At 56.5% G+C, this 15,087-nt stretch carries 17 protein-coding genes; 10 read left to right on the top strand and 7 right to left on the bottom strand.

Translation table 11 applies throughout. From position 1 onward, the window contains the following. Positions 1–244: 244 nt before the first annotated feature. On the bottom strand, positions 245–1,108 hold the full coding sequence (locus HDF14_RS16675) for a phosphatidate cytidylyltransferase (RefSeq protein WP_183978830.1): 864 nt from the start codon (positions 1,106–1,108) through the stop codon (positions 245–247). A gap of 102 nt (positions 1,109–1,210) precedes the next feature. Between HDF14_RS16675 and HDF14_RS26095 the strand changes: the two genes are divergently transcribed. The 3 genes from HDF14_RS26095 to HDF14_RS16665 are packed head-to-tail and all read left to right on the top strand — an operon-like array spanning position 1,211 to position 2,119. Next, complete coding sequence (locus HDF14_RS26095) at positions 1,211–1,381, top strand: hypothetical protein (RefSeq protein ID WP_221304735.1); 171 nt, start codon at positions 1,211–1,213, stop codon at positions 1,379–1,381. Next, positions 1,345–1,794, top strand: coding sequence for a PadR family transcriptional regulator (locus HDF14_RS16670; protein WP_221304734.1), 450 nt, complete (start codon positions 1,345–1,347; stop codon positions 1,792–1,794). Before HDF14_RS26095 ends, HDF14_RS16670 begins: the two co-directional genes overlap by 37 nt. A 1-nt stretch (position 1,795) precedes the next feature. Next, entirely contained in the window at positions 1,796–2,119 is a 324-nt protein-coding gene (locus tag HDF14_RS16665) for a DUF3861 domain-containing protein (protein ID WP_183978826.1), read from the top strand. Between the two features lie 20 nt (positions 2,120–2,139). On the opposite strand, the gene HDF14_RS16660 is transcribed toward HDF14_RS16665, so the two are convergent. Next, positions 2,140–3,126 carry an isoprenyl transferase gene (locus HDF14_RS16660; RefSeq protein ID WP_183978824.1) on the bottom strand — a complete coding sequence of 329 codons (987 nt, stop codon included), beginning with the start codon at positions 3,124–3,126 and terminating at the stop codon, positions 2,140–2,142. Positions 3,127–3,472: 346 nt separating this feature from the next. Beyond that, positions 3,473–4,006, bottom strand: coding sequence for a helix-turn-helix domain-containing protein (locus HDF14_RS16655; RefSeq protein ID WP_183978822.1), 534 nt, complete (start codon positions 4,004–4,006; stop codon positions 3,473–3,475). 226 nt (positions 4,007–4,232) lie between these two features. Between HDF14_RS16655 and HDF14_RS16650 the strand changes: the two genes are divergently transcribed. Continuing rightward, positions 4,233–4,862, top strand: a complete 630-nt coding sequence (locus HDF14_RS16650) for an HD domain-containing protein (protein WP_183978820.1) — start codon at positions 4,233–4,235, stop codon at positions 4,860–4,862. On the opposite strand, the gene pncA is transcribed toward HDF14_RS16650, so the two are convergent. Both pncA and HDF14_RS16640 read right to left on the bottom strand, forming a co-directional pair. Beyond that, entirely contained in the window at positions 4,848–5,483 is a 636-nt protein-coding gene (gene pncA / locus HDF14_RS16645; RefSeq protein ID WP_183978818.1) for a bifunctional nicotinamidase/pyrazinamidase, read from the bottom strand. The two genes, HDF14_RS16650 and pncA, sit on opposite strands and share 15 nt — an antisense overlap. Before the next feature lie 22 nt (positions 5,484–5,505). Next, positions 5,506–5,979 carry a hypothetical protein gene (locus tag HDF14_RS16640; protein ID WP_183978816.1) on the bottom strand — a complete coding sequence of 158 codons (474 nt, stop codon included), beginning with the start codon at positions 5,977–5,979 and terminating at the stop codon, positions 5,506–5,508. A 112-nt stretch (positions 5,980–6,091) separates the two neighbouring features. Between HDF14_RS16640 and HDF14_RS16635 the strand changes: the two genes are divergently transcribed. The 5 genes from HDF14_RS16635 to HDF14_RS16615 all read left to right on the top strand — a co-directional run bounded on the left by HDF14_RS16635 (position 6,092) and on the right by HDF14_RS16615 (position 11,151). After that, a complete protein-coding gene (locus tag HDF14_RS16635; protein WP_183978814.1) occupies positions 6,092–7,816 on the top strand; it encodes an acyl-CoA carboxylase subunit beta in 1,725 nt (574 codons plus the stop codon). A 371-nt stretch (positions 7,817–8,187) separates the two neighbouring features. Beyond that, on the top strand, positions 8,188–9,057 hold the full coding sequence (locus tag HDF14_RS16630; RefSeq protein WP_221304733.1) for a hydroxymethylglutaryl-CoA lyase: 870 nt from the start codon (positions 8,188–8,190) through the stop codon (positions 9,055–9,057). A 76-nt stretch (positions 9,058–9,133) separates the two neighbouring features. Next, positions 9,134–9,871 (top strand): enoyl-CoA hydratase/isomerase family protein, encoded by a 738-nt coding sequence (locus HDF14_RS16625; protein ID WP_260698336.1) that lies wholly within the window; start codon positions 9,134–9,136, stop codon positions 9,869–9,871. Between the two features lie 54 nt (positions 9,872–9,925). Then, on the top strand, positions 9,926–10,399 hold the full coding sequence (locus tag HDF14_RS16620; RefSeq protein ID WP_183978811.1) for an acyl-CoA thioesterase: 474 nt from the start codon (positions 9,926–9,928) through the stop codon (positions 10,397–10,399). A 14-nt stretch (positions 10,400–10,413) separates the two neighbouring features. Beyond that, the gene (locus HDF14_RS16615; RefSeq protein ID WP_183978809.1) at positions 10,414–11,151 is read left to right on the top strand and encodes an SDR family oxidoreductase; all 738 of its coding nucleotides are present in this window, start codon (positions 10,414–10,416) and stop codon (positions 11,149–11,151) included. Positions 11,152–11,158: 7 nt separating this feature from the next. Here the strand turns inward: HDF14_RS16615 and HDF14_RS16610 are convergent, their stop codons facing one another. Further along, positions 11,159–11,578: a cobalamin B12-binding domain-containing protein gene (locus HDF14_RS16610; protein ID WP_183978807.1), complete on the bottom strand. Its 420-nt coding sequence runs from the start codon at positions 11,576–11,578 to the stop codon at positions 11,159–11,161. A gap of 581 nt (positions 11,579–12,159) precedes the next feature. On the opposite strand from HDF14_RS16610, the gene HDF14_RS16605 reads away from it, so the two are divergent. Beyond that, positions 12,160–13,365 (top strand): acyltransferase family protein, encoded by a 1,206-nt coding sequence (locus tag HDF14_RS16605; protein WP_183978805.1) that lies wholly within the window; start codon positions 12,160–12,162, stop codon positions 13,363–13,365. Between the two features lie 137 nt (positions 13,366–13,502). Here the strand turns inward: HDF14_RS16605 and HDF14_RS16600 are convergent, their stop codons facing one another. Beyond that, a complete protein-coding gene (locus HDF14_RS16600) occupies positions 13,503–15,059 on the bottom strand; it encodes an aspartyl protease family protein (RefSeq protein WP_183978803.1) in 1,557 nt (518 codons plus the stop codon). Between the last annotated feature and the right edge of the window lie 28 nt (positions 15,060–15,087).

The following is a 15,087-nucleotide window of genomic DNA, read 5'->3' as shown; positions in this document are numbered from 1 at the left end:
TTTCGATCGAAGAGTCTGAGGGGCCGGTTTGCGACTAAGAAAAAGGTAAGAGGTGGAGAGGCGAGAATCATAGGGCAAAACAGGCGCAAAAGATATCAAGAGCTGAGCAATATTTGCGATGCAGCCTTAGGTGCCGGACGGAACCAGGATCACAGCAGCGATGCTAGAAAATCTTTTGAGGCGCAGGCAACAGACCCTGGTCCTGCGTCCTCGCGGGGTGAAGCTGGCAGATTGAGGGCGGGGACTAGAAGCGGCCCAGACCGAAGTAGTCCTTGAGGAGAAGGATGTACCAGAGAACCGGCGCGGCGAGAAGGAGGGCGTCGATGCGGTCGAGAATGCCGCCGTGGCCCGGAAGCATGGTTCCAGAGTCCTTGACGCCTGCGCCACGCTTGATCGCGGACTCGAGAAGGTCACCGAGCTGGGCGGCTACGTTGAGGACTGCGGCGAGGAGGAAAGATTGCCAGAGAGGTTCAGAGATGTGAAGGATGGTGTTGCCGCGGGCAGTAAGCGTGTCGGCGATGGCGATGACGATGCCGGCGGCGACCATGCTTCCAACGATCGAGGCGATCGAACCTACCCAGGTTTTACCGGGACTTAGACGAGGAGCGAGCTTGCGTTTGCCAAAGGCGCGACCGATGTAGAGGGCAGCGATGTCACCGGCCCAGACGCAGACCATCAAAAAGAGGACAAGGGCAGGGCCGTCTTCCTGCTTCCAAAGGAGAGGAATGAGGGTGAGAGGGTAGGCGATGTAGATGAGCCCGAAGAGTCCCTGCGCTGTGTCGGGAAGGACCTGGCGGAGGGGTGCGCGGAAGCCGTTCCAAGCGAAGAGTGCAAGGGTCAGGGCGCTTAGAACTGGAAGCTGATCTTCGACTGGGAAGTTGGGCAGGGTGACGATGAAGGCGAGGGCGGTGCCGAGGGCCATCCACCAGATGGGGATGCGGAGGGTTGCTCCGTGAGCCTCGGCGCCGACTGCGGCCAGCTTGAGGTACTCATAGGCGGCCAGTTCGGCGACGATGGCGGCAAATAGCGTGATCATCCAGAGCTGGCCAAAGAAGATCAAGGCAAAGACAGCGAGGATAAGGACTACGGCGGTCAGAATGCGTTTCATGAAGTCTTGAACAGAATATATCGAGGCCGAGATAGACTGTTTTAATTAATATCTTGACTTATCAAGATATATCTTTGTACTATTTCGATATGAGAAAACCATTTGAACGCTACAACAGAGGTCGCTGCGGCAGAGAAGAAGGCCGCAGTGAGAGACATAGGGACGATCAACAGCGGGGCGGATTCGGAGACTTTGACGGAGGGAGGCATGGCTTTCGCCGCGGACGTGGAGGGCCGATGCGGTTCTTCGGGGCCGGAGACCTTCGCTACGTGATTTTGCAGCAGATTGCGGATAAGCCAAGCCATGGATACGAGATCATCAAGTCGATCCAGGAACAACTGGGCGGAATGTATGCTCCGAGCCCGGGTGTGGTGTATCCGATGCTGACGATGCTCGAGGAGATGGGACATGCGACCGTGGTCTCTGACGGTGCACGAAAGCTTTATACGATCACAGAAGGGGGATCGAAGTCACTGGCGGAAAACAAGACAGCCGTGGAGGCGATCTTCGCAAAGATGGACCGGGCTCGCAGCGAGCAGGGGAGTGATCGTTCACCTCAGATCGAACGCGCGGTGGAGAACTTTCGTATGGCGCTGCGGATGAAGAAAGGTCCACTGACGACGGAACAGATACACGCGATTACCGACATCATCGATGCTGCGGCTAAACAGATTGAGAGGTCTTGAGATGAATTCTTACCGTTACAAGATTACGGTTGAAGCACTGACGGGAGCTAAGGGAGAGCCAGTTGAAGGACAGATTCTCTCCTTTGAAGCCGCAAACCATGACGATATTCTGGGGATTGTGGAGCGAATGAGGGCTCGTCTGCCGTTCGATGGCGATACGGTGGCGTCGCTAGGGATTGGTCTAAAGCTGTTCTCCGAGGTGGCGCTGATTCAGCGCAATGATCCCATGTTTGAGATGATTCGCCCGGCGCTGGGAGAGTTTGTGCGCGCACTGAAGCAGAAATCCGCTGCTGAGCCTCCTGCGAGTCTAGGCGGCTTGCTGTAACAGAAGTTGATGGCAGAATCTTAGCGGCGAGTTAATAGTGCGTCGGCCTTTGCTTCAGTCTTGAGTTCGGATTTTGGGTCGGGCTTCGGAATGAGGTGGTCCTTGATTTCGGCGGCTACTTCTTCAGCGGGCTCCAGGTTGTTGAGGTCTTCGTCTGTAAAGCTTTCGCCGAGACCGCCAAAGCGACGTTCGCGATGCTGGTAGGCGTTGATGGCCTCGAGCAGATGCAGCCCGTTGAAGTCGGGCCAGAGACGGTCGGTGACGAAGATCTCGGAGTAGGCGATCTGCCAGAGGAGGAAGTTGGAGATGCGCTGTTCGCCGGAGGTGCGAATGACGAGGTCGGGGTCGGGCATGTGCGCAGTGTAGAGTGCGCGGGCGATGCTTGACTCGTCGAGGGATTCGAGGGCGCCGGCACCGAGAAGGTCGTCGACGGAGCAACCGCGGGTGTGAGCTTCGGTGGTGAGGTCGGTGAGGAGGGAGCGGACGGCGTCTACGATCTCGGAGCGAGCACCGTAGTTGAGGGCCAGGGTGAGGGTGGTGCCGGTGTTTTTTGCGGTGGATTCCGAGGCCCACTGCATGGTGTCCTGAACCTCTTGGGGCAAGTCGTGGGTACGACCGATGTACGCCATGCGGACGTTGTTATCGTTCATTCGCTTGACGTTACCGACGAGATAGCTCCTAAGCAGCTTCATGAGGAAGCTGACCTCGGACTTGGGGCGGCGCAGGTTGTTTTCAAGCGAGAAGGCGTATAGGGTCAGCCACGGCAGGTTGATACGTGAGGCAGTTTCCACGACGAACTGGACGGATTCAGCGCCTTTTTGGTGACCGAGAAAGCGTTTGAGGGCTCGTTTGCCGGCCCAGCGCCCGTTGCCGTCCATGATAATGGCCACGTGCTGAGGAATTTTCGCTTGATCCAGCTGTCGGTAGATGCTCAGCTCGTCGGCAGAGAGTTCATGGCTGCGGTTGGGAACGCGGCTGGAGTCCGATAGGGGAGTTGGTGCACGCAAAGCGACCTCGCAGATATTGACGCTAGCACACCGTTGGTGGGCGCGCAATCACCGCCCCGGTTTTGGAGAGTTGGAAAAGCGAAGCCGATTATGTGAATCCCTACAGGAAGTTTTTCGCGGGGTTGTGAACCAGTGCATCTATCGATTGCAGAGGGTTTAGCGGCCTTCTGAATTGAAGACGGAGTAGAACGTCCGCAAGGCGAGGCGGTATTCTTACTGACGCCTGGATAAAAGTGATGCCGACGCAGACAACTCACGGATCGACTGAGAAAGAAGATCGAGCGGAGAGGAGAGCAGCACCATGGCAGTGCTACTCTCCCTGGAGGTTGTTACGAGCCAACCGGAGTTAGGCCGTACGACGACGTCCGGCAGCTAGTTCGCGAACGTGATTGAGGAAGATGGAACGTTGTAGATCATCGAGCTGCGAGGTGTACATCGCGATCTCGGCGAGGAAGGGATCGGTCATGAGGACCGCCGTCTCGTCGCGATGGCGAGTGTTGGAGTCGCGCAGCAGAGCGGAGATGTCAACCTGAAGGGCACGTGCGAGACGATCCAGAGAAGACAGGGTCGGCATTGCCTTTCCGTTCTCGATCTTTGAGATGTAGGTGCGTGGCACTCCCATACGAGCTGCGAGCTGGCGCTGCGAGAGATTGCGCACATGGCGCAGGTCGCGAACAGCGTGGGCTACTTGCAGGCCGCCTTCTTGGGTTGTGGGTGGGGGAACCAGCGCCAATGGTGCCGGAGCCGGTTCGGGCTCTTCGACCTCTAAGCATTTGTGGCAGCGGCGGCACAGCGCATTCGCTGTCCTAAACTGCACCAAACTACAGTGGTCGCAACGCAGTACCTCACGCTGTTCGACAGGTGCCATCATGGTTGCCATAAGTTTTGTTGTTGCGAAGGGACCCAGAGCAAGGACCCAGCACATGTCCGATAACGGAACATATGATGTGCCTAGATTGACACTGGGACTCGGGTGAGTCAACAAAAAAACCGCAGACAAATCCACAAAAACCTAAAAAAACCGGAAAGGAACCAAAGTGGTAACTTGCTTCCTCACCCGGGAGCGGATAGGCGTCGGCGTTAGATTGGGAAGAGGAGTTTTCAGAATGAGCGATGGCTTTAGAAGGACGCACGCGGTGGCGTTACTTGAGGAATGGACCAAGGGAGAGAGCCTGCGGAAGCATGGGTTGTCGGTATCGGTATGTACCGAGGCGTATGGAGTGATGGAGGCCTCGCGGCTGGGGCTGGCGGGTGAAGACGCGTCTGCGTTTGTAGAAAGATATGCGAGTGCGGGACTATTGCACGATATGGACTATGAACGGCATCCGACTTTGGCGGAGCATCCGTTTGTTGGTGTGAATCATTTGCGCGAGTTGGGATGGCCTGAGGATGTGCTGCATGCGATTTTGGCACATGCGGATTACTCAGGAACGCCACGGGAGTCGCATCTCGATAAGGCCCTGTTTGCTTGCGATGAGCTTGCGGGCTTTCTGACGGCCTGTGCGCTGGTGAAGCCTTCCAAGTCGATTCACGACGTAGAGGTTGCGGGAGTGAAGAAGAAGATGAAGGATAAGGCGTTCGCGCGAGCGGTGTTGCGAGAGGACATCATAGGCGGGGCGGAGTTGCTGGGGCTAAGCGTGGATGAGCACCTGGGAAATTGCCTGAGGGCTATGCAGGCGCGGGCCGAGGAGTTGGGGCTTCAGGGGATTAAACCAACTGATTTAGCGGACCAGTAGTTCTATGGATTGAATGCGCGAAATATTCTCTTGTGCGAAGACTGCGTTTGTTGCGCTGACCGAGCCAGGTAAATCGACGGAGCGAGTGGCGTCTTCGATCACGATGGTCTCGAAGCCCAGGGTCTTGCCATCAAGGGCGGAGTAGCGGACGCAGAAGTCATAAGCAAGGCCGCAGAGAAACAGGCGGGAGAGATTGCGTTCGCGAAGGTAGCCGGCGAGTCCTGTTGTAGTCGTGTGGTCGTTTTCGAGGAACGCGGAGTAGCTGTCGATATGGCGGCGGAAGCCTTTTCGGAGAACGAGCTCGGCGTGGGGGATGTGGAGGGCTGGGTGGAAGGCTGCGCCTTCGGTGTGTTGCAGGACGTGTTCGGGCCAGAGAGTCTGAGAGCCGTATGGGGCGTTGATGATCTCGTAGGGCTGCTTATCGTGGGTGGTGGAGAAGGATATGTGTTGGTGTGGGTGCCAGTCCTGAGTGAGGATGACGTGGTCGAACTTTTTTGCGAGGGCGTTGATGATGGGGACTACGGCGTCGCCGTCTGTGATCGGTAATGCGCCACCTGGCATGAAATCGTTCTGGACGTCGATGACCAAGAGTGCATCTTCGGGGCCTGGGGTGATGGGCATGTTTCTTTTTTAGCAGGTGCCGCTATGGTTTGAGGTTTTTTGTGTCCTGGATGGTGCCGATTTTTATGTCAGAGTTTTTGCAATTTTTGTCGAGGCAAAATCCGGTGATCCAGACTTCACCGTCACCGAGCATAACGCCCTGAGAGTTGACGAAGAGAGCTTCATATTTCTGCTTAAGGATCACGTCAGAGATGTCGTGTGTGATGATGCTGTCGTAGTCCTTGATGAAAGCCTTTGGGGTTTTAATGGTGATTGGGTGTTTGCCGGGATTGACCTTGATGGGGTAATGGACGAGGGTGGCGACGGCGGCGGGATTGTGCTGGGCGACGGATCGCTGAAGGTCGGTGAGGAGATGTTCGACCTTGACGTGACTTCCAACGGAGAGATCGATGGATTTGTCTAGGTCGGTCGGGGTGGTTTGCGCGGCGACATGGACAGTCGAGATGAGTGAGCTGGAGATCAGGATCAGAGATGCGAGTCGAGTCAGGATGGTCATTCCGTCTCTCCATGGAAAAAGTCAGGATTCAGTTCGAAGATAGCCTACACGGGTTCGGGCAAGACGATGAACGTAATGTGTGACTAAGATGCTATGCAGACAAGTTTTGTGAATGGCGGAGGATTTGAAGTTGGAGAGTGCGTTGGTGTCGAAGTTGGATGTGAAGGCGCCTCGGTTTGGTGCGAATCGGGCGGCACTGCAGGTATTGATGGCAGCGTTGCGGGCGGAAGAGGACGAGATTCGGCTGGGTGGAGGAGCTAAGGCTGCTGAGGCTCAGAAGGCCAAGGGGCGATTGACCGTGCGGGAGCGATTGGCGTTGCTGTTGGATCAGGGCAGCCAGTTTTTGGAGTTGGGGTTGTGGGCGGCGCATGGGATGTATGGCGAGTATGGCGGTGCGCCGGCAGCGGGGGTGGTGACGGGTCTGGGCAGAGTGAGTGGCCGGTTATGCATGATCGTGGCGAATGACGCGACGGTGAAAGCAGGTGCATTCTTTCCGATGACAGCGAAGAAAGTGCTGCGAGCGCAGACGATTGCGCTGGAGAACCGGATTCCGACGCTGTATCTGGTCGACTCGGCAGGCGTGTTTCTGCCGCTTCAGGAGGATGTGTTTCCGGATACGGACGATTTTGGCCGGGTGTTTCGTAACAACGCAGTGATGAGCTCTCTCGGAGTTCCGCAGATTACGGCGATCATGGGGATGTGCGTCGCGGGAGGCGCGTACCTGCCGGTGATGACCGATACCGTGTTGATGACGGAGGGTAGTGGGCTATTTTTGGCGGGCCCTTCGTTGGTGCAGGCGGCGATCGGGCAGAAGACAGAGGCGGAGGAACTCGGTGGGGCTTCGATGCATGCGGAGATCTCGGGAACTGTGGACTTCAAGGAGCCGAACGATCATCTCTGTCTTGCGAGGTTGCGCTCTCTGGTGGGGAAGATTGGCTCACCCGCGAAGGCCCCGTTCAGCGTGGTCGATTACGATTCTGCGAAGGATGCTCCGAAGTATGCTGTGGAGGATCTGTATGGACTGATCGATCCCGATCCTGCGAAGGCTGCCAGCAATGTTTACGATATGCGGGAGGTGATCGCGCGGATTGTGGACCGCAGTGAGTTCGATGAATACAAGGCGGAGTTTGGGCGAACTGTATTGTGCGGGTATGCCCGGATTGGTGGCCGGGCGGTGGGAATCGTGGCGAATCAGAAGATGCATCAGTCGCAGACCGTGGCTGTGGGACCCCAGGCAGGGGAGAAGCGGACAGAGTTTGGCGGAGTGATCTACACGGAAAGTGCGCAGAAGGCGGCGCGTTTCATCATGGATTGCAATCAGAGTCTGATTCCGCTGATTTTCTTGCATGATGTGAATGGGTTCATGGTGGGGAAGGATGCGGAGTGGAGCGGGATCATTCGCGCTGGGGCAAAGATGGTTTCGGCCGTGTCCACATCAGTGGTGCCGAAGATTACGGTTATTGTGGGTGGGAGTTTTGGGGCAGGGCACTACGCGATGTGCGGAAAGGCTTATGATCCGCGGTTTCTGTTTGCATGGCCCACGGCGCGGTATGCGGTGATGAGTGGGGCTTCGGCGGCTACGACTCTTGCTGAGGTGAGGGCGAAGCAGGTTGAGCGCGGAGGAAAGGTACTGACGGAGGAGGACAAGAAAGCTCTGTATGACGAAATCAAGTCTTCGTATGACGCGCAGGCCGATCCGAGGTATGGGGCGGCAAGACTTTGGATCGACGCGATTATTGATCCGGTGAAGACGCGGGAGGTGCTGATGACGGCGTTGGAGGCGACCAGTTTGAATCCGGATGTGCCGAAGTTTAATCCGGGGGTGTTGCAGACGTGATTTCACGGTCAATCATCATTTGGTTCGTTCTCTTGGTTGGATTTACTTGGGCATTCTCCGCAAATCAGCCTTCGTGGATACAGCCGTGTATAGCCTATATGTCTGCCCATCCAAGTGGTGTCAGCCATCATAATCCTGTCAACCCTTGTAATTCATGGTCGCAAGCCCCCCTTACGATCTTGGTAAAGATTTTTGCTGTTGGAAGTTGGGTTTGCTTGTTGGGATTACTCTATTCCCTCGTTAGAAGCTTATTCCGAAGAGTTGTTGCAATTTGGCGACTTAGAAAACCTAACTCAGGTGAAGCAAGCTGACACTGCTCTACGCTTCGACCCCACGACCTAAACGCCAATAGGATTGAATTGAAAGTGATAATGAATAGCGTGAAGATTATTGAATGTCCGCGGGATGCATGGCAGGGATTGCCGAAGAATATGCCGGCGGAAGTGAAGGCGGACTACCTGCGGGTTTTGATAGCGGCGGGGTTCAAGCACATCGATGCCGTGAGCTTTGTTTCGCGAACGGCGGTGCCGCAGATGGCGGATTCGGAGTTGGTCCTGGAGTATCTGGATCCACCAGACGATGTGGAGATTATCGGAATCGTCGTGAATGCGAAAGGTGCCGAACGAGCGGTGAAGACTGGAAGTGTGCAGACGCTGGGGTTTCCTTATTCGGTGTCGCCGACGTTTTTGCAACGGAATCAGAACCAGACGCCGGAGGAGTCGCTCGAGGAGTTGGAGAAGATTGGTACGTTGGCGTACAAGGCGGGGTTGGATGTTGTGGCTTATATCTCGATGGCATTTGGAAATCCTTATGGCGAAGCGTGGGACATTGATGAGGTTGTCGCGGCGTGCGACCTGCTGGCGGACAACGGGGTGACGCAGATCTCGCTATCCGATACGGTGGGGCTGGCGGCGCCGAAACAGGTGGGTGATGTCATTGCCGATGTTCTGGCTGTGCATGACGGGATCGAGATTGGGGCGCACCTGCATGCGAGACCGGACCAGGCGGCTGCGAAGATTCGTGCGGCGTTTGAAGCGGGGTGCCGGCGGTTTGATGCGGCGATTGGTGGTTTAGGTGGATGCCCTTTTGCCCAGGATGCGCTGGTGGGGAATGTGGCGACGGAGGTATTACTGGCGGAGTTGAAGGGTTTAGGTGCGGAGTTGGAGCCATTGAGGCCGCTTGATGGGCTGCTTGCCGCCAGCGGGGAGATCTCTCGGAAATATGGGGAGAGGGTGCAGTAGAACAAGATTTGAAGCCTGGTTTGGAGGTTTTGTGGGTTATGTAACAATTTTGGTTACGGACGTAGACCAAATCCGGATGATTACTCTGAATCGTCCGGAGCGGCGCAATGCGATGACCCCTGAGATGCAGCAGGAGTTGATTGTCGCGATGGAAGAGGCTGCTGCTAGCGATTGTAGCGTGGTTGTGTTTGCAGGCGCGGGCGAAGCGTTTTGTGCTGGGTTGGATTTGAGCTCGCTGCAGGGAATGAATGATAAGTCCGCTGCGGAATTTACCGCGGATGCTGAACGAATTGCAAAGCTGTTTCGAACACTCTACGAACTCCCGAAGCCCACGATTGCGGCGGTCCATGGAGCCGCGGTTGCGGGCGGGACAGGGCTGGCGACCATGTGCGACTTTACGCTGGCGGTGCCGGGGGCCAAGTTCGGGTATACAGAGGTAAAGATCGGGTTCGTGCCTGCAGTTGTCTCGGCATTTCTCGTGTTGCAGATCGGGGAAAAGGCGGCGCGCGATCTGTTGCTGACTGGGCGACTCTTTACAAGCGAAGAGGCTCAGCGTTTGGGTCTTGTAAACGAAGTTGTACCGGCGGAGCAGCTTGCGGCGCGGACTCTGGAGTTGGTGGCGCTGTTGAAGGCGAATAGTCCTGAAGCATTGGCGGCCACAAAACGGCTGCTGAGGACGCAGAACAAGGTGTGGCTGGATACGGCGATTGCGGAAGCGCTGGCGGCAAACGCGAAAGCACGGGAGACTCATGACTTTCGCGAAGGTGTGGCCGCATTTCTTGAGAAGAGGAAACCGGTTTGGGGAAAGGGATAACGACAATTGCGGAGAAGATATCAATCGCGGTTCACGATTGGATAGACTGTCTTGATGATTGAAGTTGTCGAGGAAAGGCGTGTAGGGGTGGCGGGGGTGCGGGTGCGGTATGCCGAGACCGACCAGATGGGCGTGGTATATCACTCGAACTACCTGATCTGGTTTGAGGTGGGGCGGGTGGAGTTGATCCGCAGCATGGGGCTGGACTACAAGCGGATGGAAGTGGAAGAAGGGTGTGGGATCGCGGTGGTAGATGTGCATGTGCGGTACCGTGCGCCGGCTCGATATGACGATGAGTTGGTCGTCGAGACGAGGCTGTTGGCTGCACGTGGTGCGGTGATCAAGTTCGGCTATAAGGTGCTGCGGGTGGAAGATGGCGCGTTGCTGTGCGAGGGGGAGACTGTGCATGTTGTGGTGGGTAAGGATATGAAGAAGCGGTCGCTACCGCCGAAATATGCGGCACGTTTTGCGGCGTATTTGAGTCCTCGGTCATCTGATGGTGTAGATAGCTTGCAGTCAGATCTGTGATGAGGTGAGTTTGGATGAGTACTGATAAGAAGGTTGCACTGATTACGGGTGGTAACAAGGGGATTGGTCTCGAGACGGCTCGACAGCTGGGGAAGCTTGGAATCACGGTGTTGATTGGGGTTCGCGATGAGGCTAAGGGCGAAGCCGCTGTTGCGGAGTTGAAGAAGGATGGCGTCGAGGCGCGGGCGGTGAAGCTGGATGTGGATAATTCGACGGACTATGCGGCTGTGGCGAAGTTGATCGAGAAGGACTACGGACGGCTGGATATTCTGGTCAACAATGCGGGTATCTTTCTGGACGGTCGGAAGGGAAATGAGACCTCTAAGACCTCGAAGGATATTTTGCAGAAGACGTTCAATACGAACTTTTTCGCGGTGGTGGGGCTGACGCAGACTCTGCTTCCTTTGTTGAAGAAGAGTTTGGGTGGGCGGATCGTGAATCTGTCGAGCATTCTGGGTTCGAATACGCTGCACGCTACGCCCGGGTCTTTTATCTACGATGCGAAGACGTTTGCGTATGACGCTTCGAAAGCGGCTCTCAACTCATTCACGATTCATCTTGCGCATGAGTTGAAGGATACGAAGATCAAGGTGAACTCGGCCCATCCGGGGTGGGTGAAGACGGATATGGGTGGCGAGGGCGCGCAGCTCGATATCGAGACGGGCGCGAAGACCTCGGTAGAGATGGCGACGTTGCAGGATAGCGGACCCAATGGTGAGTTCATTCACCTTGGTAAGCCGCTGCCTTGGTAGTGATGCGTTAGCGGATGAGCAGGCCGCGAGGTTTTACGTTCTCGCGGATGAAGGTGATGGTGGTTTCAAGCGGCGTTCCCGGTCCGAAGATGGCCGAGACGCCGTTTTCTTTTAATTTTGGCTGATCTTCGTCGGGGATGGTGCCCCCCAGGACGAGGAGGATGTCTTCGGCCTTCTGTTCGCGGAGGAGGGCGGTGATGCGGGGGACGATGACGTTGTGGGCTCCGGAGAGGATGGAGAGGCCGATGCAATCGACGTCCTCCTGGATGGCGGCGGAGACGATCATCTCCGGGGTTTGGCGGAGGCCGGTGTAGATGACTTCCATTCCGGCGTCGCGGAGGGCGCGGGCGATGATTTTTGCGCCGCGGTCGTGGCCGTCGAGGCCGGGTTTTGCGACGAGGACGCGGATTGGATGCTTATTAGTCATCGAGGAGCGAGTATATCTGGGCGTGCGTTGATAGGGTACCCCCTCCCCCTGGGGGTATCTTGCAGGGAAGTATCCTGGTTTCTGTTAGTTGCAGCGGGTGTGTGTCTGTAAAATATATTCATTCCAAACAGGTTGCGCCTAAAATACTTGAAATGAATGGTTTACCTAAGCATAATATACTTGGCTAACCAGCCTTTTAGCGGAACCAGCGCCAATTGATGTCTATTCCCAAGCTACCGAGAATGACCGCTGAAATCGCGCAGACGACTAGCGCGACCAAGAGCAGAGTTATTGGAAGTTTCCATCTCATGCCAGCCATGCTACCGCACTCATAGGCTTGCAAAAGCTAGACCGCTCAAGCGAAGGAAAGCCGCCTGCAATTCTCCTACTTTTAATTATAGAGAGTTGGCCGCGTAAATACGCCACGCGAATCTCCTGTGTTGGCGCGGGTTTTCGCGAGGAAGGGGCTTGACAAGATTTTTGAAGCTTTGCCCTCGGGGTAGCGGGCGCTCAGGTGGAACAAGCGTTGCTGTCTGCGCGTAGCTTCGGACTACAGAGATAGGTGTCAGGTGAGGTGGTCGATGGGCGCTCCGGCGGCCTTGAGCGGCGATCGGGGAGGCATCCGGGAGGTGGCGCCTCAGCGTGATCTTTCCATCGATTATCTGCGGACTACATTGACCCTGATGGTGCTGGCGCATCATAGTTGCCTTGCTTATACGAGCTGGGCACACTTTGATCCGCAACAGGCTTTTTGGGCTTCGACGGCTCCTGTGGTGGATGTAACGCGGTGGGCGTTTTTCGACTATGCGGAGAACTTCAACGATGTGTTTTTTATGTCGTTGATGTTTTTTGTCTCGGGTCTGTTTGTTTATCCGGCTCTACGCAGGCATGGCACGGCGGGTTTTATTCGCGACCGGTTGCGGCGGTTGGGGCTGCCCTTTATTTTCGCGCTGGTGGTCCTGATGCCGATTGCTTGCTATGCGTCGTGGCAGCTGTCGGCGAACAATCATGGATTCATGGATTTTTACGGGGTGCTGGCGAGGAGGGGATTTTATCCGGGGCCACCGTGGTTTATCTGGGTTCTACTTTGGTTCGACGTTGTAGCAGCGTTGGCGGTGATTCCGTTGCGGCGGTGGATGCCGCGAGCCGAACGCTTCGTGTTGCGGTTGAGGTGCAGGTCCCTCGCGAGCTTCGTGGTTTGCTTTTTCTTGTCGGCGATTGTGTTTGTGCCTTTGCTGGCACGTTTCGGGCCGTCGGCTTGGCTGGGGTTTCCGGTTTGGGTGCAATCTTCGCGGGGCGGGCTATATGCCCTGTGGTTTGCGCTGGGCTTTCTGATTGGGGCACCCGGTTTTTCTGAAGGGCTTTTAGCGCGTGACGATGGGTTGGCGCGGCGATGGCCGCTGTGGATGGCGGGATGTGTGTTGGCGTACAACGCGCTCTGGTTTGTTCCGCAGCTGATGGTGGTGCACCGGCTTTCGGCTCCAGGACAGGGAGGAGTGTGGGCGTTGCTATGGGTGCTGAGCTGCGTGGCTAGTTGCTTTGGTTTTCCGGCTTTGTTTCGTGGGGTTGAGATGAAGCCGCGGTGGTGGATGAACTCGATGAGCCGGTGCGCCTATGGGATGTACCTGGTGCACTACGTGTTTGTGTTGTGGCTGCAACGGATAGTTTTGAATCGGCCTGTAGCGGCCGGCTTCAAGTTTCTGTTTGTGTTTTTTGCCACGGTTTTGTTGAGCTGGGTGACGGTGCAGGCTGCTCTTCGACTTCCCAAGCTGGATCGAATTCTCTGATCACGGTAGGGTGTTTGGGCTGGTGTCGTGGCCTGGTGTTTTGATGGTGGTTTGTGGTGGGAACGTGGTGTTTCGATGGTGTGAGTTGTGGTGAGAAGAGTTCGATCTCCTTTCACCACGCGTCGGCTCAGCTTTCTTTACTTGTGGGCGGCGGGGGCTTCGAAGAGAACGAGGTTGTCGCGATAGTCGATGTGAATGATGAGTTGCTGGAGGGTGGGGTAGCCGAGGATGCCGTGAACTCCGTCGAATCGGGCGAGGTCAACCGGGTCCATCGCTGTGGCAGGGAGTCGCAGGCCCGCGAAGTCAGTGACGGATGTGCTTCCTTTGCTGTGCTTCATCTGGCTGGCGAAACTGGTGTCGATCACGGTGGCGGACGCGCCGGTGTCGACGGTGAAGAGTGTGGGCTTCTTACCGTCGATCACAGTGGGCATGATGATCTCAGGACCTTGGAGGTAGATGCTGGTCCATTTCTGCATCAGTGGCGCTTTGAAGCGGTCGAAGCTGCTGTGGTCGTTTGCCGGATCGCCACCGAGCGCGTCGAGCGGTCCGGCAGGGGGTGACGGCGGTTGCGGCAGGGGCTCAAGCTGAACTTCGTGTTTTGCGTAGTCGAGGGTGACGAGATAGCGGGAGAAGATGTCGGTGCCGATGAGTCCGTCTCCTTGATCGACACGCTGTCCGGCGTCGGCTTCGCCGCTCATGGCGCTCGTGTTGTCCAGAGCTGTGACGTTGCAGTTTTTGAATTCGACGTTTCCGATGCGAACTGATGCGGCGGTGAACAGATCGGCGACGATGGCTTCCTGAGTGCCTGGGTCATATACGTGGGAGGAGTTCACTTTTTGCAGACCCATTCCAGAATATGAGTTGTGGGTGAGGAGAAGGCCACTGGCGCGGGTGTCGATCTGGAGGGTGCGCTTGTGTCCGTTGAAGGCGACTTCGAGACCGTAGTGGTCGATACCGACGGTGCCGTAGACGGGCGCCATCGGGATTCGAACGGGGCTGGTGGCGGAGGAGAGCTCGCAGCGATTTTTGAGGGCGGAGGTCTCCTGGTTGAGTCGGGTCGTGAGAATGGTGCGCCGCTTGTCGTCGAGGGTTTTGGAGTCTTGGATAAATTTGCCGAGTTCGGCAACAGACTGTGCGTCGCTCAGCGAGTTGATCCATGCCAGGCGGATGTCGTCGTTGTTGGGGCTCAGCTGATGCGCGATATTGAGGTGCTTCTGCGCGGTGGCGTGATAGCCGCTGAGGGATTCGTATTCCGCGAGACCCTGGAAGGCGCTGGGGAGACAGGGGTCGGCCTTAAGAGCCTTGAGCATGAGCGCGTAAGACTCGATCCAGTCTCCTTCCGCGTGGCGTAGCTCGCCGGCGGTGACGATGGCGACAGCGTTGGTCGGCTCAGCGAGGGTCCATGCGTCGGTCGCCTTGCGGGCTTCGTCGAGTCTACCCATGCCGATGAGACTGTCGATTTCGAGCTGACGGCTGCGACTGTTTTTAGGGTCGGCTTTGTATCCGGCTGCGGCGAGGTCGGCTGCTTTTTTGTAGTCCTGGCGGTAGAAGGCGAGTTCGGCGTCGGTAGGGGATGTTTTGTCGATCTTGCAGGTGGCGTTACTGGCTGCCGGAGATGATTGGGCGGGACTCTTTGAAGAGAAGAAGAGGGAGAAAAGGAGCAGATACAGGACGGCGCGTGGCGAAACATTCATGGTCAGTTGAATATATTCAAGAAAAAAG

The organism is Tunturiibacter gelidiferens (genome assembly GCF_014201335.1).
GTDB classification, from domain to species: Bacteria; Acidobacteriota; Terriglobia; order Terriglobales; family Acidobacteriaceae; genus Edaphobacter; species Edaphobacter lichenicola_E.
Note: the sequence above shows the minus strand (reverse complement) of the source record. Positions and strands in the feature narration are given on the sequence as shown.